Source organism: Mycobacterium sp. E2327, from assembly GCF_001672675.1.
GTDB lineage: Bacteria > Actinomycetota > Actinomycetes > Mycobacteriales > Mycobacteriaceae > Mycobacterium.
The window spans coordinates 79,895-99,977 of the sequence record NZ_LZKE01000105.1 but is presented as its reverse complement, the minus strand read 5'-3'; the positions used below and the strand labels follow the sequence as shown (position 1 = coordinate 99,977).

Genomic DNA, 20,083 nt, shown 5'->3' with positions numbered 1-20,083 from the left:
GAACAGTGATGCGATACCCCCTCGTCGACCGGACACCCCATGGTTACCCGAACCGCGCCGGGCGGCCCAGGCTAGTGTTCGACGTCGTGACGGCGCCTACGCGGGCAACGCTGGCCGACGGCCGGGACCTCCTGTTCTTCGCGCTGCCCGGGCACCGCCCGGCGCCGGTCGAAGACCGCAGGCCGTTGCCACCGCGGGCCCCGGACTCCTCGCAGCTGCGGTTCGACCGCTCGACCGGGCAGTGGGTGATCGTCGCCGCGCTGCGCCAGGACCGCACCTACAAGCCGCCCGCCGACCAGTGCCCGCTGTGCCCGGGACCGAGCGGCCTGACCAGCGAGGTGCCCGCCCCCGACTACGACGTCGTGGTTTTCGAAAACCGGTTCCCGAGCCTGTCCGGCGGCGGGCAGCCCGTCGGTGTGCCCGCGGGTGACGGCTTCGTCTGCGCCCCGGGCCACGGCCGCTGCGAGGTGATCTGCTTTTCCAGCGACCACGCCGGGTCGTTCGCCCAGTTGGAACCGGCGCACGCCCGGCTGGTGATCGAGGCGTGGCGGCACCGCACCGCGGACCTGATGGCCACACCGGGCATCGAGCAGGTGTTCTGTTTCGAAAACCGCGGCGAAGAAATCGGGGTGACGCTGAGCCACCCGCACGGCCAGATCTACGGCTACCCCTTCCCGACGCCGCGAACCGCCGCCATGCTGGCCCAGGCGCGCGAGCATCGAATGCGCCACGGCTCCAACCTCTTTGCCGACCTGCTGGCGCGCGAGGTGGCCGATGGCTCTCGCATCGTCGCGCGCACCGAGCTGTTCACGGCGTTCGTGCCGTTCGCGGCGCGCTGGCCGGTCGAGGTGCACCTGTACCCGAACAGGTTCGTGCACAACCTTCTCGAGCTCCGCGAGGACGAACTCGATGCGTTCGCGCACATCTACCTCGACGTGCTCGGGCGGTTCGACCGGATGTATACGACCCCGCTGCCCTACATCTCGGCCCTGCACCAGTTCGCCGCCACCGACGCCCAGGACGACGGCTACTTCCACGTCGAGCTGATGTCGATCCGGCGCAGCGCGACCAAGCTGAAGTACCTGGCGGCCTCCGAATCGGCGATGGACGCGTTCATCAGCGACGTCACGCCCGAGGCCGTCGCCGCGCGGCTGCGGGAGCTCGGATGACGGTCCGCTACGCCGCCCCCGGGCGGGTCAACCTGATCGGCGAGCACACCGACTACAACCTCGGCTTCGCGCTGCCGATCGCGCTGCCGCAGCGCACCGTGGTGACCTTCACGCCCGACCGCACCGATGGAATCACCGTGCACAGCCAGCGCGCGCAGGGCGCGGTGCGATTTCCGCTCGACACCTTTCCCGGCCAGGTGACCGACTGGGCCGCCTACGTCGCCGGGGTGGTGTGGGCCCTGCGTCAGACCGGCCAGCCGATACCCGGCGGCACGATGTGGATCACCAGCGACGTGGAGATGGGTTCGGGCCTGTCCTCCTCGGCGGCGCTGGAATGCGCGGTCCTGGGCGCCATCGCGGCGGCCGCCGGCATGCGCATCGACGAAAAGGAGCAGGCGCGGCTGGCCCAGCGCGCGGAGAACGACTACGTCGGCGCCCCAACCGGTTTGCTCGACCAGCTGGCCTCGCTGTTCGGGCAGCCGTCGACGGCGCTGCTGATCGACTTTCACGACCTCAGCCTCACGCCGGTGGCGTTCGACCCCGAAGCGTCCGGGGTCGCGCTGCTGCTGATCGACTCCAGGGCCCGGCACAGCCACGCCGGCGGCGAATACGCCGCCCGCCGCAAGTCCTGCGAGCGCGCGGCCGCCGACTTGCGGGCGTCGTCGTTGCGCGAAGTCTGGGATCGCGGGCGCGCGGAGTTGAGCGCCGTCGGCAACCCGATCGATGCCCGCCGCGCGCGCCACGTCCTCACCGAGAACGGCAGGGTGTTGGATTTCGTTGCGGCATTGGGTGAATCGGATTACGTCGAAGCCGGCCACATCTTGAGCTCGTCGCACGTCTCCATGCGCGACGACTTCCAGATCACCACCGAACACATCGATCTGATCGCCGACACCGCGGTGGGCGCCGGCGCGCTCGGTGCCCGGATGACCGGCGGCGGATTCGGCGGCTGCGTGATCGCGCTGGTGCCGGAGCGCCGCGCGGACGCGGTCGCCGATTCGGTGCGACGGACGGCGCTCGCCGCGGGTCACCCACGGCCGATCATCACCCGGACCCGCGCGGGCGCGGGCGCGGGGCTCGAGGGGGAGTCGTGACGCAGCCGCTGGCATCGGCCGACCACGGCGGCATCCGAGTGCTGACCCTCAACCGGCCCGACGCGCGTAACGCGTTGAGCTGCAACCTCGTCGAGGCGCTGTTCGACGCGCTGTGCGCCGCCGACGACGACGAGGGTGTGGCCGTCGTCGTGCTGACGGGTGCCGACCCCGCCTTCTGCGCGGGAGTCGATCTGAAGGAGGCGGCGGCCAGGGGCGGGGACTACTTCGCGGTGTACGAATCACACAACTGCGTCACCCGCGTCGGCGAGATGCGCACGCCCGTCATCGGCGCCATCAACGGCCCGGCGTTTACCGGCGGCCTCGAAATCGCGCTCGGCTGCGACTTTCTGATCGCCTCCGAGCGCGCCATCTTCGGCGACACCCACGTGCACGTCGGCATCCTGCCCGGCGGGGGCATGACCGCTCGGCTGCCGCAACTCGTCGGCGCGGCGATGGCGCGGCGCATGTCGATGACGGGGGAAATCGTCGACGCCCGGCGGGCCGAACAAATCGGGTTGGTCACCGAGGTCGTCGCCCACGCCGAGCTGTTGCCCCGCGCGCTCGAGCTGGCCGCCCAGATTGCGGCCGTGCCGACGATCACCATGCGGGGGCTCAAGGAGATCTATCGGCGGGGATCGGCGGCGGTCGTCGAACCCGCACTCGCCGCCGAACAGAGCATCGCCGGCTCGCAGGCCCCCGCGGCAGATCTCGACCAGGCCTACCGCATGGTGGCCGAGCGCAACCGCCGACAGCGGTGAATCTAGCCGTTAGGACAGCGATAGCTGTAACGTAACGGCTATGACCAGGGGTGCGTGCTCGATGTGCGGCGCCGGTTTCTCCGGCCGCTCGGACGCGATCTACTGTTCGTCGGCGTGCCGGCAGAAGGCTCACCGGGCGCGAACGGCCCAGCGCACCGCCGTGCTGCGCGAAAGGCTCCGGCGAAGCTTCGCGCCGACCCGGGCCGACGCGGAGGAGAGCAGGTCGCTGCGGCTTTCCGTCGCCACGTCCTTGCAGCGCGCGCGGGATCAGGTCGATCGATCCCGCGAACTGTGTCGCACGTCGGAGCGTCGTCTGCGGGAAAGTGACGCCCTCTTGCGGAAGCGGATGTCATGGCCTGGGAATTAGACGGCCAAGCGGCGGCCGTCGAACAGGCGCTGGCGGGCGGTACACCGCAGTGCGCCGGCTGGTTCCGCTTCTATTTCGAGGACCGACGCTGGGAATGGTCCGAACAGGTGCAGCGCATGCACGGCTATGAACCGGGAACGGTGACTCCGACCACCGACTTGGTGTTGTCGCACAAGCACCCCGAGGATCGTCGCCACGTGGCCGCGACCATCGACGACATGGTCAAGAACCGTCAGCCGTTCAGCGCGCGGCACCGCATCGTCGACACCCGCGGCGCGGTGCACCATGTGGTCGTGGTGGGCGATCAATTCTGCGACGACGCCGGCGAGGTGATCGGCACCCACGGCTTCTACATCGACGTCACGCCGGCGCGCACCAGAAAATCCGAGGACGCCATCACGGCGAAAGTCGCCGCGATCGCCGAGCGTCGCGGCGTGATCGACCAGGCCAAGGGCATGCTGATGTTGGTCTACGGCGTCGACGAGGACGCGGCTTTCAATCTGCTCAAATCGCTTTCCCAGGCGCGCAATATGAAGCTATGGCCGCTGGCGCGGCAGATCGCCGAGGACTTCGCCGCGCTGGGCAGGGAGGCCATCAGCTCGCGCTCGCGATTCGATCAGCAGCTGCTCACCGCCCACCTGCGCGCGACTAGCCGGCCGGAGTGAAGCGGACCGCCCCCAGGTGCATCCGGTCGACGGCTTCGGCGAACTCTTCGCGGGTCGGGATGCGCTCATCGCGGAATTTCAGCCCGATCATTCGCTGCGCGCGCTGCACGCCGTAGGACTCGGCGCAGCGGTGGAAAAGGTCCGAGACGATGGTGCGGTCGCGGATGAGCTCGCCGCGCATGGCCGTCGTCTTGCCGTCGTAGACGACGTCGGCGGTCGCGCCGCCGCGGAAGTTCTGCTTCCACGCGGCGCCGGTCAGCGCATACAGCTCATGGTCGATTACGTGGGCGCTCACCGGAATTGTGAACTCCCGCCCCGTCTTTCGCCCCGTGAAGCTCAACACCATCAGCTGCTTGCGTGCCGGTCCGGCAAGCGGGGTGCGGAGCAGGAAGCCGAGTACGGGGTTGACGAGACGCAGTAGCGCCGACGGGGGGTGCCCGGCGTCTATCGCGTGCGACTGTTCTGGCATGCCAACACCGTAAGGCCGATCGGGCGCCGCGGCGTAGGAAGTTTCACCGCCGCGGCGCCCCGAAAGGCGGCCGACGATCAGGGGGTGATGGTCGTCTGGTCGTCGATGATGTTGGCGGCGTCCATCAACGGCGCCTCGTCGGCCTGCAGCGCGTCGGCGTTGAGCTGCAGCACGTAAACCGCGCCCTGGCTGGGGATGACCACCGTCTTCTGTGCGACGGCCCGCGTCTTGCCGTCCCTCTGGTAGGAGCCCTTGAGCTGCCAGGCCTGAAAACCCCCGAGCGTGGATGCCACGCCGTTGCCGGTGCCCTGATAGCCGGGAAGCCCGAGTAGCTCGTTGGGGGCGTACTGGATGATCTTCGCCGTGTCGACGTCACCGGTCAGTTTCGAGTAGAGCGCCGAGATGGTGGGCGGATCGGACGGATTGGACGGCTGCGCCAAAACAATGCCGCCGTACGACGTGCCGGCGTTCTGGTTGATCTGCCAGCCCGCGGGCACCGGCAGGTCGACGTTGGGCCCGGGATCCCCGTGGTGCACCGGGGTCTCGGTGATGTGGGCGTCGCGAATGTAGTCGGCGATCGTCGGGCCGCCCTGCGCGCTCGGCGTCGCCGAGGTTTTCGTGGTGGTCGTTGAAGTCGACGTCGACGTCGAAGTGGATGTCGACGTCGACGGCGCTGACTTGTTGCTAGAGCCGCACGCCACGAGCGCCAGACTCAGCGCCACGGTAATGGTTGCTGCGGTCAAGTGTTTCATAAGCAAACCTCCCGAAGATGGGGCCGGTACCAGCGCCAGCCACGCGGAATGAGACTAGCCGACGAAGGTGGCAATCGTTGCTAGTGAAATTCTCCGGACTCCCGGCATCGCCGAAATAACCCGCGAAGCGCCGGTCATGCAGTAAGAGAACAGCTATGCGGTCACGCGCCCGCTATCGGGCCCTCATCGCGTTGGTCGCGGCGGGCGCCGTGTTCCTGACGTTCGTCGCGGCGGCCCCGCCGATCGCCTACGACGGCGAACCGCCGCTCGTGACCGATCCCGTCGACCACGTCGACACCCTGATCGGCACCGGGACGGGCGGCGAGACCGTGGGGGAGATCAACAACTTTCCCGGCGCCTCCGCGCCGTTCGGAATGGTGCAGTATTCGCCGGACACCGTCGGCAACTACGCCGGCTACAACTACGACAACTCGCGCTCCTCCGGGTTCAGCATGACGCACGCTTCGGTGGGTTGCGCCGCGTTCGGCGACATCTCGATGCTGCCGACCACCACGCCGATCGGCGCGCAGCCGTGGAACGCCTGGGAACGCATCGCCCATGACGACACCGAGCAGGGGCAACCCGGGTATTACACGGTTCGGTTCCCCGGCACCGGCGTGACCGCGGAACTCACCGCCACCACCCGCACCGGCGTCGGCCGCTTCCGCTACCCGCGCAACGGCCGGCCCGCCTTGTTCCACGTGCGTTCCGGCGCGTCGCTGGCGGGCAACTCGCGCGCCACCATCGAGATCGGCGAGGACAACACCACGATCACCGGATGGGCGACCAGCGGCGGGTTCTGCGGCAAGAGGAACACCTACACGGTGTACTTCGCGATGAAGTTCAGCCGGCCGTTCATCTCCTACGGCGCCTGGGACGGCTATTCGGTGGTCGCCGGCGCCCGCACCGCGGCGTCGCCCTACAGCGGGGGCTACGTGGAGTTCCCGCCCGGCTCGGCGATCGAGGTGCGGACCGCGATCTCCTACGTCGGCATCGACGGCGCGCGCGCGAACCTCGCGGCCGAGGGCGGGGCCGGCTTCGACCAGGTGCGCGCGGCCGCGGCGTCCGAATGGAATGCCACGCTGTCGTGTATCGCGGTGGCCGGGCGCAACATTGGCAATCTGGACACCTTCTACACCGCCCTGTACCACTCGCTGCTGCACCCCAACACCTTCAACGACGCCGACGGGCGTTACATCGGCTTCGACGACCTCATCCACACCGTGGAAAAGGGGCGCACCCAGTACGCCAACTTCTCCGACTGGGACACCTACCGGGGCCTGGCCGCCCTGCAGGGGCTGCTCTTCCCGAAGCAGGCCAGTGACATGGCCCAGTCGCTGGTCAACGACGCCGAGCAGAGCGGTTCGTTTCCCCGTTGGGCGCTGGCGAATTCGGCAACCGGCGAGATGACCGGGGACAGCGTGGTACCGCTCATCGCGAACCTATACGCCTTCGGCGCCAAGGATTTTGACGCCCGTACGGCATTGCGCTACATGGTGCGCGCGGCGACCGAGGGCGGCATCGGGTTGGACGGCTACGTGGAGCGACCGGGCATCGCCACCTATCTGCGGTTGGGTTACCTACCGGACACGGCGGGGTTCGGCGCGGGCGCTTCGATCACGCTCGAATGGTCCGTCGACGACTTCGCCATTTCCCGCTTCGCCGAATCGCTCGGCGACGCGGCGACAGCCACCGAATTTCAGTACCGGGCGCAGTACTGGCAGAACCTGTTCAACCCCAGCACCCGGTACATCTCGCCCCGCAACGCGATGGGATTCTTCCCCCCCGGCCCGGGATTCGTAGAGTCCGGTTCGGGTTTCGGCCAGGAGGGGTTCGACGAGGGCAACGCCGAGCAGTACGTCTGGTGGGTGCCGCACAACGTCGCCGGCCTGGTGACCGCTCTCGGCGGCCGAAGCACCGTCGCCGGCCGGCTCGACCGGCTCACCGAAGAGCTGAACGTGGGCCCCAAGGAGCCGTATCTGTGGGCCGGCAACGAACCGGGCTTCGGGGTGCCCTGGCTGTACAACTACGTCGGCCAGCCCTGGAAGACTCAGCTCACGGTCGACCGGGTCCGCGGATTGTTCGGCCCGACGCCCGACGGCGCACCCGGCAACGACGACCTCGGCGCGCTGTCCAGCTGGTACGTCTGGGCCGCGCTCGGCCTGTACCCGAGCACCCCGGGGACGCCGATCCTCACCGTTGCCACACCGCTGTTCGACCGCGCCGTAATCGCCCTTCCGCAAGGCGGTTTCATCCGGATCTCCGCCCCGGGCGCATCCGGACCGCACCGCCTGAAATACATCGGCGGCCTGTCCGTCGACGGGGAGGCCACCGATCGCACGTGGATCCCGGAACGCGTCGCCCGCGACGGGGGAGAGCTGAAGTTTTCGTTGGCCGCCTACCCGAACAAGTCGTGGGGCACCGCCGAGTCCTCCGCACCGCCGTCGTTCGGTGCGGGAAGCTCGGCGGTGACCGTCAACGTCTCGCGACCCGTCGTCGCGATCGCGCCCGGGCATACCGGCAACGTCAAGGTCGACCTGCAACGGATGGTCGACGGCGCCGACCGCTACCGCATCACCGGCACGTCCTCCGACGCGGGGGTCACGGTGGCGCCCTCGTCCGGTCAATTCGGCGCCGACGGGTCGGCCACCGCGGATGTTCAGATCGCGGTGGCGCAGTCGGTGCCCGACCAGTACTACGCGGTGTTCCTCAGCACCGCGGCCGGCGAAACCGTCAGGGGGTCAGTCGTTTCCGTGCTCGTTCGGAGCAGTCCTGACGAGCCCTGACCTAGTCAGATCATTTCGTTCTCGGTCAGCCACCGCATCACCGGCCACCCGGCGAATACGGGCAGCCAGCAGGTCAACACCCGATAGAGCAGTACCGACGGCACGCCGACGGCGGCGGGGATGCCGAACGCGGCCAGGCCACCGATCAGGGCGGCCTCGACGGCGCCGACGCCGCCGGGTGTCGGGGCGGCCGAGGCGAGCGTTCCGCCGACCATCGTCACCACCGTGCAGGTGACGAACGAGGCGCCGCCGCCGAATGCTTGGACGCTGGTCCAAAGCGCCAGCGCCGCACCGAGAGTCGTACCGGCGCACCCGAGCACGATCAAACCTAGGCGCTTCGGCTCCCGGGCAACCTCGGCGAGGTCGCCGGCCACCTCCTTCACCCTCGGACGCAAGTCGGTCGCCAGCCACCGCCGCAGCCTCGGCACTAACAGAAAGGTGCCGACGATGCCCAGCGCCACACCCGCGATCAGGTACAGCACCGTGGCGCTCGGGACGTAGTGCCCAAGGTCCATCGACGCGCCCGCGACGGTGCTGAACAAGATCAACAGCACCAGGTGCATGATCACCTGCACCGCTTGCTGCATCGCCACCGCGGTGGTGGCCCGCACCGCGGACAGCCCGCCGCCCTTCTGTAAATACCGCGTGCTGAGGGCGAGGCCGCCGACGCCGGCCGGTGTAGTGGTCGCGGCAAAAGTGTTGGCCACCTGGGCTACCGACAGCTTCCAGAAGACCACCGATTCGTCGGCGCTCGCCCACAAGGCGGCGGCCGCGCCCACGTATGTCAGCGCCGATATCACCAGGCCCAGCAGAGCCCACCACCAGTTCGCCTTACTCACCTGGGAAATGAACGTCGGCACGGTACTGATGAACGGGTACGCGACGTAGACCAGCGCGACCAGCAACACCAGCTGAATGACCTGCCTGCGGGTGAACCGGGTGATCGTTTCGGTCTTGATCTGGTCCGCGCCGGTTTGACGCTTCACCTCGGCGCGGGCACCGGAGATGACGGCGCCGGCATCGACGATCGATCGCCGGATCTGTTTGGGCATAGCCGTTTTGGTGAGCCGGCGCGAAGCGGCGAGCACGGTGTCCTTGCCGAACGCGTCGATCGCCGCGCCCACCGCGGACTCCGCGTCGTACAGCGCCGACGTCGTCACCAACAGTTGTGCGATGTCGGACTGGAGCTGGGTCTCGGTGGCCCCGTACTCGGCGTTGCCGAAGCCGCCGAAGAGCACCGTGCCGTCGTCGACGGTGATCGTGGTCGCCCGCAGGTCGCCATGGGAGATCTGGTGGTCGTTGAGGGTGCGCAGCGATTTCCACGAGCGCTCGACCGGGGTCGTCATGGCGCAGTGGTCGAGCATCGTCCCCCGGATGGGCTTGTGGGAGTACAACATCCAGCCCCGATCGAGGGGGGCCACGGCGATTGTCGACGTGTTCGCCAGGCCCAGGTCCCCGACGGCGATGGCCATCAGCGCGCGATGCTCGACGGCGCGGCGCATCGACGCCACCAGCGGCGCGGTCTCCCGGGCCCGCAGCCGCAGCTTGCGCCACAGCTGAACCAACGCGCCGCCGCTGCGCTGGTGCGGGCCGTACAACTCGATCAACGCCTCGTCGCGGGCCGAATCGGAATCCATGCAGACCGCCGACAACACGAGCGGCCCCGGCCCGGCGGGCCGGACCACCCGAAGCTCGGAGACGACGCATCCGCGTTTGGCCAGCGCGCGCACCGTGGCCTCCAGGGGCACCTCGAGGGCGGGGGTGCCGACGACCAGCACCACCAGCGCGCCGACGAACCACCCGACCGCCAGCCCGAGCAACGAGCGCGCCGGGACGATGGCGCTGATGAACAGGTGGATCGGCACGAAGGCCAGCAGCAGCGTCCACCACCAGTGCCGCCAGCGCGCGGGCAGCCAGGGACCCGAGACGGTCAGGACGGCCGCGAGCATCGCGATCCACCGCGGGTCATCGAGGATCTGGGCCAGCGCGGTTTGGGGCCGGTCCGTGAGGTCGAAATGCCAACGCGGCGCGGAGATCCCGGTGCCGCTTATCGAGAGCGGGAGTACCGCAAGCAGAGCCGCGGCCGCGTAGGCGCCGAGCATTTTCCATTGCCGCGCGGCGATCAAACCAATCATGATCGCGAACGGCAGAGCCAGGATCGCGATGCCGTATACCAGGTACACGAGATCGGATTGGGTTGGCGTCAGCACCCCGACGATCTCCGAGATGGACTTCTCCAGCGCCACCCATTGCGGCCGGGTGATCAGCGAGCCGGCGATCACGATCGCGAAGAACACCACGGTCGCGGCGAGCCGAAGGATGTCGTTGGTTCGCCGGGTGATCGGTTGCAGCAGGTTGCCCGAAACGCTGATTTCGCGCCCGTCAACCCGCATGTCGAGACCTTAACCGGATACCTGGGCGACAGCGTGGATGAACCTCGCGGACAGCTTGTTCACATGAGACGCGCGTAGGGTCGGCGAAGGTATATAGGTAGTTGAGCTAGTCGAATTGGGGGACACGAGGGTGACCAGAACCGACAACGACACCTGGGAGATCACCGAGAGCGTCGGCGCCACGGCGCTGGGCGTCGCGGCGGCCCGCGCGGCGGAAACCGAGAGCGAAAATCCGCTGATCAGCGACCCGTTCGCGCGGGTCTTCCTGGACGCCGTCGGCGACGGCATGTGGAACTGGTTCGCGGCGCCCGACCTGCCCGCCGAGATCGCCGAGGCCGAACCGGACCTGGTGCCCCAGATGAAGCGAATGGTCGACTACATGGCCGCCCGGACGGCGTTTTTCGATCAGTTCTTCCTCGACGCGACCCGCGCGGGTGTGTCGCAGGTGGTGATCCTCGCCGCCGGGCTGGACTCGCGGGCGTGGCGGCTGCCCTGGCCCGACGGCGTCACGGTGTACGAGCTCGATCAGCCCGGGGTGCTGGAGTTCAAGTCCTCGACGCTGCGGGAGCGCGGCGCCGAGCCCACGTGCAGCCTGGTGCACGTCCCGATCGACCTGCGCCACGACTGGCCGGCCGCGTTGCGGCAGGCGGGGTTTGACTCGTCGGTGCCGAGCGCATGGTCGGCCGAGGGGCTGCTGCCGTTCTTGCCGGCGGCCGCCGAGGAGCTGCTCTTCGAGCGCGTCCACGCGCTGGGCGCCGCCGGTAGCCGGATCGCTGTGGAGGCGCATGGTCCGGACTTCCTCGACGAGGCCGCGCACGCGAAGCAACGCGAGACGATGCAGCGGATCCGCGACCTGATGGCCAAGCTGGAGCCTGACCGCGAAATCCCCGACGTCCAGGACCTGTGGTACTTCGAGGAGCGCGAGGACGTGGGGGACTGGCTGCGCCGGCATGGCTGGGACGTCACGGTCACGCCCGCTGAGGAGCTGATGGCCCGCTACGACCGCCGGCCCCCGCAGGACGTCGAAGACGCCGCCCCGAAGACGCTTTTCGTGGCCGCCGAGCGCAGCGAGAGGAAGTGAGCGTGGCAAGGACCGACAACGACAGCTGGGAGATCACCGAAAGCGTGGGGGCGACGGCGTTGGGCGTGGCGTCGGCGCGCGCGATGGAAACCGAGAGCGAGAACCCGTTGATCAGCGATCCGTTCGCGCGGGTTTTCCTCGACGCCGCCGGCGACGGCCTGTGGAACTGGTATTCCGCGTCCCAGCTGCCCGCCGAGGTCCTTGCGGCCGAACCGAGTCTGCAGTTGCAGATGAAGGCGATGGTCGGCTACATGGCTTGCCGCACGGCGTTTTTCGACCGGTTCTTCGTCGACGCGAGCGAGGCGGGCATCCGCCAGGCGGTTATCCTGGCGGCGGGTTTGGACTCGCGGGCGTGGCGGCTGCCCTGGCCGGACGGCGTCACGGTGTACGAGCTCGACCAGCCGCGGGTGCTGGAATTCAAGTCGTCGACGTTGGACGAGCACGGGGCGCAGCCCGCCTGCCACCGCGTCGCCGTCCCGGTGGATCTGCGTCAGGACTGGCCGACGGCCTTGCGGCAGGCCGGTTTTGACGCCTCGGCGCCCAGCGCCTGGTCGGCCGAGGGCCTGATGCCGTATCTGCCCGCCGCGGCCCAGGACCTCCTCTTCGAACGCGTCGACGCGCTCGCCGCCGACGGCAGCCGGGTCGCCGTGGAAGCGCTGGGGCCGAAGTTCCTCGACCCCGAGTTCCGCGCGAACCGTCGCGCGCGGATGGAGCGCATCCGCGCACTGGTCACCAAGCTGGACCCGCAGCGCCAGATCCCCAACAACGAGGAACTGTTCTACTTCGAGGAGCGCGAAGAGGTCGGCGACTGGTTCGCCCGCCACGGCTGGGCCGTGACGGTGAGGCCGGCCGACGAGCTGATGGCGTCCTACGGCCGCAAGGCCCCCGCCGAGGTCGCCGACCAGGTGCCCGGGAACTTGTTCGTGTCCGCGCAACGCGCGTAGCGGCTTTGCGCCGCGCGCGAAGCGGAATGCTTTCGCGACATACTGGTCTGACCACTTGACGTCTGACCTCTGTCCGGCCACACTTTCACCCATGGCGCTGCAGCCGGTGATTCGCCGATCGGTGCCGGAAGAGGTGTTCGAGCAGATCGCCACGGATGTGCTCAGCGGCGAGATGCAGCCGGGTGAGGCCTTGCCCAGCGAGCGCCGGTTGGCCGAGGTTTTCGGGGTATCGCGGCCGGCCGTGCGCGAGGCGCTCAAGCGGCTTTCGGCGGCAAGCCTGGTCGAGGTGCGCCAGGGCGGCGTCACGACGGTGCGTGATTTCCGCCGGCACGCCGGCCTCGACCTGCTGCCCCGCTTGCTGTTTCGCAACGGCGAGCTCGACCTCGCCGTGTTCCACAGCATGCTGGAGGCCCGGCTGCGCATCGGCCCGAAGGTCGCGGAGCTGGCGGCCGAACAACGCGGACCCGAACTGGCCGGATCGCTCGAGGAAGCGTTGGGCGTCCTCGAGCGCGAAAAAGAGCCGGTCGAGTGGCAACGCGGCACGCTCGCGTTCTGGGATCACGTGGTCGACGGAGCCGGTTCGATCGTTTTCCGGTTGATGTACAACGCCTTTCGCGCCGCGTACGAGCCGGCACTCGACGCCTTGGCCGGCGCGGTGACAACCGACGTCAGGCGGCCGGACGCCTACCGGAAATTGGCCGACGCGATCCGTGCCGGCGATCCCGCCGCGGCGAAGAAGGCCGCCCAGGACCTACTCGAACTCGCCAACAGCTCGATGACGGGCGCGCTCGATCGCCGGGGGAAGCGTCGATGAGCACCCACACCGTGATCGCCGCGTACCTGCGGGGCCAGGTTCAGCCCGGCATCGACGCGATCGGCGGCTTCTTCCGCACCTGCGTGCTGACTGGAAAGGCACTGTTTCGCAGGCCCTTTCAGTGGCGGGAGACGATCGAGCAGGGCTGGTTCATCACCAGCGTCTCGTTGCTGCCCACGCTGGCGGTCGCCATCCCGCTGACCGTGCTCATCATCTTCACGCTCAACATCCTGCTGGCGGAGTTCGGCGCCGCCGACATCTCCGGCGCGGGCGCGGCGCTGGGTGCGGTCACGCAGCTGGGTCCGCTGACCACCGTGCTGGTGATCGCGGGTGCCGGGTCCACCGCGATCTGCGCCGACCTGGGGGCCCGCACCATCCGCGAGGAGATCGACGCGATGGAGGTGCTGGGCATCGACCCCATCCACCGGCTGGTGGTGCCCCGCGTCGTCGCCGCGACCATCGTCGCCACCCTACTCAACGGCGCGGTGATCACCATCGGGCTGGTCGGCGGTTTCATTTTCGGCGTTTACATCCAACACATTTCGGCCGGCGCCTACGTCGGCACCCTCACCCTGATCACCGGCCTGCCCGAGGTGGTCATCTCGGTGGTCAAGTCGGCCACGTTCGGCACCATCGCCGGCCTGGTCGGCTGCTATCGCGGGCTGACCACGAAGGGCGGCCCCAAGGGCGTCGGAACCGCGGTCAACGAGACGCTGGTGCTTTGCGTGATCGCGCTGTTCGCGGTCAACGTGGTGCTGACCACGATCGGCGTGCGGTTCGGGACGGGGCGCTGACGTGTCGAGCGCAGCCGTGTTCCGGTCCCGTTACCCCAGGACCGCCGCCAACCTCAACCGCTATGGCGGCGGCGCGACCCGAAGGCTCTGGCAGATAGGGATTTTCGCGAGGTTCACCCGGATCAGCGTCGGCGAGATCGGGTGGGCGTTGCGCCATTATCGTCGGGAGACACTGCGGCTGATCGCCGAGATAGGCATGGGCACCGGCGCGATGGCCGTGGTCGGCGGGACGGTCGCGATCATCGGCTTCGTCACCCTGTCCGGCGGTTCGCTGATCGCCATCCAGGGCTTCGCGTCGCTGGGCAACATCGGCGTCGAGGCGTTCACCGGATTCTTTGCCGCGCTGGCGAACACCCGCATCGCCGCGCCCATCGTCGCCGGGGTCACGCTGGCCGCCACGGTGGGCGCCGGCGCGACCGCCCAGCTGGGCGCCATGCGGATCAGCGAGGAGATCGACGCCCTGGAAGTCATGGGCATCAAATCGATCTCGTTTCTGGTCTCCACCCGGATCCTGGGCGGGCTGGCGGTGATCGTCCCGCTTTACGCGCTGGCGCTCGACATGGCGTTCACCTCGGGCCAGGTCGTCACGACGGTGTTCTACGGCCAGTCCAACGGCACCTACGAGCACTACTTCCGCACCTTCCTGCGGCCCGAGGACGTCGGCTGGTCGGTTCTCGAGGTCGTCATCATCGCGATGGTCGTGATGATCACCCATTGCTACTACGGCTACACCGCCAGCGGCGGCCCGGTGGGCGTCGGCCAGGCGGTGGGCCGCTCGATGCGATTCTCGCTGGTCTCGGTGGTGGTAGTCGTCCTGCTGGCCCAGTTGGCGCTCTACGGCGTCGACCCGAACTTCAATCTCACGGTGTAACGCCCATGACGACGCCGGCGACGCGGAAGGACCGACGCGCGTGGGTGTACGTCGAGGGTGTGATCCTGCTGCTGGCCTGCGGGCTGGTACTCGCGCTGGTGTACCTGCAGTTTCGGGGCGACTTCACGCCGAAGACACAACTGACGATGGTGGCCTCGCGGGCCGGGCTGGTGATGGAGCAGGGATCGAAGGTCACCTACAACGGCGTGGAAATCGGCCGGGTGTCCGGCATCTCGGAGATCGAGCGCGACGGGCGGCCGGCGGCCAAGCTGGTGTTGGACGTGAATCCCCGCTACCTCAACCTGATTCCGGCCAACGTCGTGGCGAACATCGAGGCGGCCACCCTGTTCGGGAACAAATACGTGTCGCTGATCTCGCCGGAAGATCCGGCACCGCGGCGCATCTCGTCGCACGACGTGATCGACGTGCGCTCGGTGACCACCGAATTCAACACGCTGTTCGAGACGGTCACCTCGATATCCGAGAAGGTGGACCCGATCGAACTGAACGCAACGCTGTCCGCGCTGGCGCAGGCGCTGGACGGCCTCGGGGTCAAGTTCGGTGAGTCGATCGTCAACGGGAACGAGATTCTCGCACAACTCAATCCGCGGATGCCGCAGATCCGCTACGACGTGCGGCGGCTGGCGGACCTGGCCGACGTTTACACCAGCGCCTCACCCGATTTGTGGGACTTCCTGCGGAATGCGGTGACCATCGCGCGCACGCTGACCCGGCAGCAGGGCGACCTGGACGCCGCGCTGTTGGCGGCGGTGGGCGTCGGCCACACCGGCGAGGAGCTCTTCGCCAAGGGCGGGCCGTACCTGGCGCGGGGCGCCGCAGACCTGGTGCCCACCGCCGAACTGCTCGACACCTACAGCCCCGAAATGTTCTGCACCATCCGGAATTTCCACGACGCAGCGCCCGAGGTCGCCAAAGCGGCCGGCGGCAACGGTTATTCGCTGTCGGCCGCCGGGTCGCTCATCGGGGCGCCGAATCCCTATGTCTATCCGGACAATCTGCCGCGGGTGAACGCCCGCGGCGGGCCCGGGGGCCGGCCGGGCTGCTGGCAGAAGATCACCCGGGAGTTGTGGCCGGCCCCGTATCTGGTGATGGACACCGGCGCCAGCCTCGTGCCGTACAACCACCTCGAGCTAGGCCAGCCACTGGCGACCGAGTACGTCTGGGGCCGCCAATACGGGGAGAACACGATCAACCCATGAGAACCACCGGCACCGCTGTCAAACTCGGCATCTTCTGGTTGGTGCTGCTGATGTTCACCGTGATGATCATCATCGTCTTCGGCCAGGTCCGGTTCGGCCACACCACCGGGTACTCCGCGGTGTTCACCGACGCGAGCGGGCTGCGGGCCGGGCAGTTCGTCCGGGCGTCGGGGGTGGAGGTCGGCAAGGTCTCCAAGGTGACGCTGATCGACCGGGACGCCCGAGTGTTGGTGGAGTTCAACGTGGATCGCTCGCTGCCGCTCGATCGGGCCACGACCGCGTCGATCCGCTACCTCAACCTGATCGGTGACCGCTACCTGGAGCTCAAACACGGCGACAGCGGACAGCGGCTGGCGCCGGGGGGCACGATCCCGCTCGAGCACACCCGGCCGGCGTTGGATCTCGACGCCCTGATCGGCGGGTTCCGCCCGCTGTTCAAGGCGCTGGACCCGAACAAGGTCAACAGCATCGCCCAGTCGATCATCACCGTGTTCCAGGGGCAGGGCGCCACCATCAACGACATCCTCGACCAGACCGCCGCACTGACCGCGGCGCTGGCCGACCGCGACAAGGCGATCGGGGAGGTCGTCACCAACCTCAACACCGTGCTGGCCACCACCGTCAAGCATCAAAAGGACTTCGACCGGACGGTCGACAACCTCGACCTGCTGATCACCGGACTGAAGAACCGGGCCGATCCGCTGGCCGCGGCGGCGGCACACATCAGCGACGCCGCCGGCACCCTGGCCGACCTGCTGGGTGAGGACCGGCCACTGCTGCACGGCACCCTCGAGCGCCTCGAGGGCATTGCCCAGCCGCTCATCAACGACCTGCCCACCCTGGACGGCGTGCTGGCCAAGCTGCCGAACGCGTTCCGCGTCATCGGCCGTGCCGGCGGCATCTACGGCGACTTCTACAACTTCTACCTGTGCGATATCTCGATCAAGGTCAACGGATTACAGCCTGGCGGTCCGGTGCGCACCATCAAGCTCTTCGGGCAGCCCACCGGGAGGTGCACGCCGCAATGAGGACGCTGACGGAGTTCAACCGCACCCGCGTCGGTCTGATGGGCGCGCTGGTCACGCTGCTCGTCGTCGGTGTCGGCCAGAGCTTCACCAGCGTGCCGATGCTGTTCGCCACCCCCACCTACTACGCGCAATTCGCCGACACCGGCGGCATCAGCTCGGGCGACAAGGTCGAGATCGCCGGGGTGAACGTCGGACTGGTGCGCTCGCTCGCCATCCACGGCGACCGCGTCCTGATCGGCTTCTCGATGCCCGGCAGGACGATCGGGAAGCAGAGCCGCGCCGCGATCCGCACCGACACCCTGCTCGGCCGCAAGAACATGGCGATCGAAAACCGCGGCGCGGATGCGTTGCCGCCCAACGGGGTTATCCCGTCGGGGCAGACGACCACGCCCTACCAGATCTACGACGCGTTCGTCGACGTCACGAAGGCCGCGACCGATTGGGACATCGACGCCGTCAAACGGTCGCTGAACGTCTTGTCCGAGACGTTCGATCAGACCGCGCCGCACCTGAGCGCCGCCCTCGACGGCATCGCCAAGTTCTCCGACACCCTCGGCGGGCGGGACGAGCAGATCAAGCGGCTGCTGGCCAACGCCGACAAGGTCGTTCGCGTACTGGGCGACCGCAGCCAGCAGGTCGACGGGTTGTTGGTGAATGCCAAGACGCTGTTGGCCGCGTTCCGGCAGCGCAGCCAGGCGCTGAGCGTTCTGCTGAGCAACGTGTCGGCCGTGTCGACGCAGGTGTCGGCGCTGATCAACGAAAACCCCAATGCCAATCGCGTGTTGCAGCAGTTGGGCACCGTCAGTGACGAATTGGTCAAGCGCAAAACGGAATTGGCCGACGTGCTGGTGCTGCTCAGCCGATACACCGCATCCCTGACCGAGGCCGTCGCCTCCGGTCCGTACTTCAAGGCGATCGTCGCCAATCTGCTGCCCTATCAGATCCTTCAGCCCTGGGTCGACGCCGCGTTCAAGAAGCGGGGCATCGACCCGGAGAACTTCTGGCGTGGTGCCGGGCTGCCGGAGTTCCGCTGGCCCGACCCCAACGGCGGCCGGTTCCCCAACGGTGCACCGCCGCCCGCGCCGCCGGTGCTGGAGGGCACGCCGGATCATCCGCAACCGGCCGTCCCGCCGGGATCGCCGTGCTCGTACGCGCCGGCCGCCGACAGCCCACCGCGGCCCGGAAATCCATTGCCGTGCGCGCTTTCCGATCAAGGACCGTTCGGCCCGGTCCTCGGCGGCTTCCCGGCGCCGCTGGACGTTCAGACGTCGCAGCCGAACCCCGGCGGCCCAGCGCCTGCACCCGGCATCCCGAGCGCGGGCCGGCCGGGGGAGGCGCCGCCGGTCGTTCCGGGCACGCAGGCGCCGCTTCCGGTGCACGCACCACCGGGGGCTCGCACCGAAGGGATGGGCACCCGATGAGCACCATCTTCGACATCCGCAACCTGCGACTGCCGAAAGTGTCCGGCCGGGTCATGGTGGTCGCGTCGCTGGCGGCGATTTTCGTCTTCATCGCGGCCGTCGCCGGAGCGCAGCTGTACCGCCGACTGACCAACAACACCGTCGTCGCGTATTTCCCCGAGACCCTCGCGCTGTACCCGGGCGACAAAGTTCAGATCATGGGGGTGCGGGTCGGCGCGATCGACAAGATCGAGCCGGACGGCGACAAGATGCGAGTCACGTTGCACTACAGCAACGAATACACGGTGCCCGCCCAGGCCACCGCGGCGATCCTCAACCCCAGCCTGGTCGCCTCGCGCACCATCCAGCTGTCGCCGCCCTACACCGGTGGGCCGGTGCTGCGCGACGGCGACGTGATCCCGATCGAACGCACCCGGGTGCCCGTCGAGTGGGACCAGCTGCGCGATTCCATAAACGGCATCTTGCGTCAGCTCGGCCCGACACCCCAGCAACCGCGGGGTCCGTTCGGCGACATCATCGAATCGGCCGCGGACAACCTGGCCGGAAAGGGCAAGCAGGTCAACGAAACCCTGAACAGCCTGTCGCGGGCGCTGACCGCGCTCAACGAGGGCCGGGGCGACTTCGTCGCGATCACCCGAAGCCTCGCCCAGTTCGTCACCGCGCTGTACCAGAACGATCGGCAGTTCGTCGCGCTCAACGACGACCTCGCCGAGTTCACCGGCTGGTTCACCAAGTCCGACCACGACGTGGCCGATACCGTCACCCACCTCGACGACGTGCTGACGGCCGCCCGAAAGTTCTTGAGCGACAACAGGTCCGCGCTGACCCACGACGTCGGCAACCTCGCCGACGCGACCACGACCCTCCTGCAACCCGAGGCGCGGGACGGCCTGGAGACCGCGTTGCACGTACTGCCCACCTTCGCCGGCAACTTCAACAACCTCTACCACCCCCTGCACAGCTCGCTGGTGGGCTTGTTCGAGTTCACCAACTTCGCCAACCCGATTCAGTTCATCTGCAGTGCGATTCAGGCCGGCAGTCGCCTGGGCTACCAGGACTCGGCGGAGCTGTGCGCGCAGTATCTGGCGCCGGTGCTGGACGCCATCAAGTTCAACTACCTGCCGTTCGGCCTGAACCCGTTCAACTCGGCGGCCACCCTGCCCAAGGAGGTGGCGTACTCCGAGGAGCGGCTGCATCCGCCGCCGGGATACAAGGACACCACCGTCCCGGGGATCTTCTCGCGCGACACCCCGTTTTCGCACGGCAACCACGAACCGGGTTGGGTCGTCGCGCCCGGGATGCAGGGCACGCAGGTTCAGCCGTTCACGGCCGACATGCTGACGCCCGACTCGCTGGCCGAGCTGATGGGCGGTCCCGACGCCGGGCCCCCGCCGCCGGGAACCAACCTGCCCGGACCGCCGAACGCCTATGACGAGTCGGGGGCGGGCCGGTGAGGC

General features: G+C 68.4%; 17 protein-coding genes. 14 read left to right on the top strand and 3 right to left on the bottom strand.

The genetic code is table 11. From position 1 onward, the window contains the following. The first annotated feature begins 86 nt into the window (after window positions 1–86). The 4 genes from galT (at window position 87) to A5712_RS11900 (ending at window position 4,053) form a co-directional block, all read left to right on the top strand. Window positions 87–1,169: a galactose-1-phosphate uridylyltransferase gene (gene galT, locus A5712_RS11915; RefSeq protein WP_369830387.1), complete on the top strand. Its 1,083-nt coding sequence runs from the start codon at window positions 87–89 to the stop codon at window positions 1,167–1,169. Next, window positions 1,166–2,263, top strand: coding sequence for a galactokinase (locus tag A5712_RS11910; protein ID WP_068104704.1), 1,098 nt, complete (start codon window positions 1,166–1,168; stop codon window positions 2,261–2,263). Before galT ends, A5712_RS11910 begins: the two co-directional genes overlap by 4 nt. Continuing rightward, window positions 2,260–3,021 (top strand): enoyl-CoA hydratase, encoded by a 762-nt coding sequence (locus A5712_RS11905; RefSeq protein ID WP_068104701.1) that lies wholly within the window; start codon window positions 2,260–2,262, stop codon window positions 3,019–3,021. Before A5712_RS11910 ends, A5712_RS11905 begins: the two co-directional genes overlap by 4 nt. Window positions 3,022–3,372: 351 nt before the next feature. Then, window positions 3,373–4,053: a PAS and ANTAR domain-containing protein gene (locus A5712_RS11900; protein ID WP_068104699.1), complete on the top strand. Its 681-nt coding sequence runs from the start codon at window positions 3,373–3,375 to the stop codon at window positions 4,051–4,053. On the opposite strand, the gene A5712_RS11895 is transcribed toward A5712_RS11900, so the two are convergent. Together A5712_RS11895 and A5712_RS11890 are read right to left on the bottom strand one after the other, a co-directional pair. Then, window positions 4,037–4,522, bottom strand: a complete 486-nt coding sequence (locus tag A5712_RS11895; protein ID WP_068104697.1) for a hypothetical protein — start codon at window positions 4,520–4,522, stop codon at window positions 4,037–4,039. The two genes, A5712_RS11900 and A5712_RS11895, sit on opposite strands and share 17 nt — an antisense overlap. Before the next feature lie 77 nt (window positions 4,523–4,599). Further along, entirely contained in the window at window positions 4,600–5,274 is a 675-nt protein-coding gene (locus A5712_RS11890) for an LpqN/LpqT family lipoprotein (RefSeq protein ID WP_068104695.1), read from the bottom strand. Between the two features lie 155 nt (window positions 5,275–5,429). On the opposite strand from A5712_RS11890, the gene A5712_RS11885 reads away from it, so the two are divergent. Continuing rightward, window positions 5,430–8,060 (top strand): GH92 family glycosyl hydrolase, encoded by a 2,631-nt coding sequence (locus tag A5712_RS11885; RefSeq protein WP_068104693.1) that lies wholly within the window; start codon window positions 5,430–5,432, stop codon window positions 8,058–8,060. Window positions 8,061–8,065: 5 nt separating this feature from the next. Here the strand turns inward: A5712_RS11885 and A5712_RS11880 are convergent, their stop codons facing one another. Next, entirely contained in the window at window positions 8,066–10,453 is a 2,388-nt protein-coding gene (locus tag A5712_RS11880) for a lysylphosphatidylglycerol synthase transmembrane domain-containing protein (protein WP_068104691.1), read from the bottom strand. A 130-nt stretch (window positions 10,454–10,583) separates the two neighbouring features. On the opposite strand from A5712_RS11880, the gene A5712_RS11875 reads away from it, so the two are divergent. The 9 genes from A5712_RS11875 (at window position 10,584) to A5712_RS11835 (ending at window position 20,080) form a co-directional block, all read left to right on the top strand. Then, on the top strand, window positions 10,584–11,534 hold the full coding sequence (locus A5712_RS11875; protein WP_068104689.1) for a class I SAM-dependent methyltransferase: 951 nt from the start codon (window positions 10,584–10,586) through the stop codon (window positions 11,532–11,534). Between the two features lie 2 nt (window positions 11,535–11,536). Then, complete coding sequence (locus tag A5712_RS11870) at window positions 11,537–12,478, top strand: class I SAM-dependent methyltransferase (RefSeq protein ID WP_068104736.1); 942 nt, start codon at window positions 11,537–11,539, stop codon at window positions 12,476–12,478. A 91-nt stretch (window positions 12,479–12,569) separates the two neighbouring features. Beyond that, entirely contained in the window at window positions 12,570–13,292 is a 723-nt protein-coding gene (locus tag A5712_RS11865) for a FadR/GntR family transcriptional regulator (protein ID WP_068104687.1), read from the top strand. Further along, window positions 13,289–14,086 (top strand): ABC transporter permease, encoded by a 798-nt coding sequence (locus tag A5712_RS11860; protein WP_068104685.1) that lies wholly within the window; start codon window positions 13,289–13,291, stop codon window positions 14,084–14,086. Before A5712_RS11865 ends, A5712_RS11860 begins: the two co-directional genes overlap by 4 nt. Before the next feature lies 1 nt (window position 14,087). Then, window positions 14,088–14,957, top strand: coding sequence for an ABC transporter permease (locus tag A5712_RS11855; protein WP_068104683.1), 870 nt, complete (start codon window positions 14,088–14,090; stop codon window positions 14,955–14,957). 5 nt (window positions 14,958–14,962) lie between these two features. Further along, window positions 14,963–16,177: an MCE family protein gene (locus A5712_RS11850; protein WP_068104680.1), complete on the top strand. Its 1,215-nt coding sequence runs from the start codon at window positions 14,963–14,965 to the stop codon at window positions 16,175–16,177. After that, on the top strand, window positions 16,174–17,205 hold the full coding sequence (locus tag A5712_RS11845; protein ID WP_068104678.1) for an MCE family protein: 1,032 nt from the start codon (window positions 16,174–16,176) through the stop codon (window positions 17,203–17,205). Before A5712_RS11850 ends, A5712_RS11845 begins: the two co-directional genes overlap by 4 nt. Continuing rightward, window positions 17,202–18,626 carry a virulence factor Mce family protein gene (locus tag A5712_RS11840; RefSeq protein WP_068104676.1) on the top strand — a complete coding sequence of 475 codons (1,425 nt, stop codon included), beginning with the start codon at window positions 17,202–17,204 and terminating at the stop codon, window positions 18,624–18,626. Before A5712_RS11845 ends, A5712_RS11840 begins: the two co-directional genes overlap by 4 nt. Continuing rightward, entirely contained in the window at window positions 18,623–20,080 is a 1,458-nt protein-coding gene (locus tag A5712_RS11835) for a virulence factor Mce family protein (protein WP_068104674.1), read from the top strand. Before A5712_RS11840 ends, A5712_RS11835 begins: the two co-directional genes overlap by 4 nt. The last annotated feature ends 3 nt before the right edge of the window (window positions 20,081–20,083 follow it).

What these genes read in the sequence shown, in the direction of transcription:
- A5712_RS11865 (WP_068104687.1), top strand. Translation starts at nt 12,570, where the DNA reads ATGGCGCTGCAGCCGGTGATTCGCCGATCGGTGCCGGAAGAGGTGTTC.
- A5712_RS11835 (WP_068104674.1), top strand. Translation starts at nt 18,623, where the DNA reads ATGAGCACCATCTTCGACATCCGCAACCTGCGACTGCCGAAAGTGTCC.
- A5712_RS11860 (WP_068104685.1), top strand. Translation starts at nt 13,289, where the DNA reads ATGAGCACCCACACCGTGATCGCCGCGTACCTGCGGGGCCAGGTTCAG.
- A5712_RS11840 (WP_068104676.1), top strand. Translation starts at nt 17,202, where the DNA reads ATGAGGACGCTGACGGAGTTCAACCGCACCCGCGTCGGTCTGATGGGC.
- A5712_RS11910 (WP_068104704.1), top strand. Translation starts at nt 1,166, where the DNA reads ATGACGGTCCGCTACGCCGCCCCCGGGCGGGTCAACCTGATCGGCGAG.
- A5712_RS11895 (WP_068104697.1), bottom strand. Translation starts at nt 4,522, where the DNA reads ATGCCAGAACAGTCGCACGCGATAGACGCCGGGCACCCCCCGTCGGCG.
- A5712_RS11885 (WP_068104693.1), top strand. Translation starts at nt 5,430, where the DNA reads ATGCGGTCACGCGCCCGCTATCGGGCCCTCATCGCGTTGGTCGCGGCG.
- A5712_RS11880 (WP_068104691.1), bottom strand. Translation starts at nt 10,453, where the DNA reads ATGCGGGTTGACGGGCGCGAAATCAGCGTTTCGGGCAACCTGCTGCAA.
- A5712_RS11845 (WP_068104678.1), top strand. Translation starts at nt 16,174, where the DNA reads ATGAGAACCACCGGCACCGCTGTCAAACTCGGCATCTTCTGGTTGGTG.
- A5712_RS11900 (WP_068104699.1), top strand. Translation starts at nt 3,373, where the DNA reads ATGGCCTGGGAATTAGACGGCCAAGCGGCGGCCGTCGAACAGGCGCTG.
- A5712_RS11850 (WP_068104680.1), top strand. Translation starts at nt 14,963, where the DNA reads ATGACGACGCCGGCGACGCGGAAGGACCGACGCGCGTGGGTGTACGTC.
- A5712_RS11890 (WP_068104695.1), bottom strand. Translation starts at nt 5,274, where the DNA reads ATGAAACACTTGACCGCAGCAACCATTACCGTGGCGCTGAGTCTGGCG.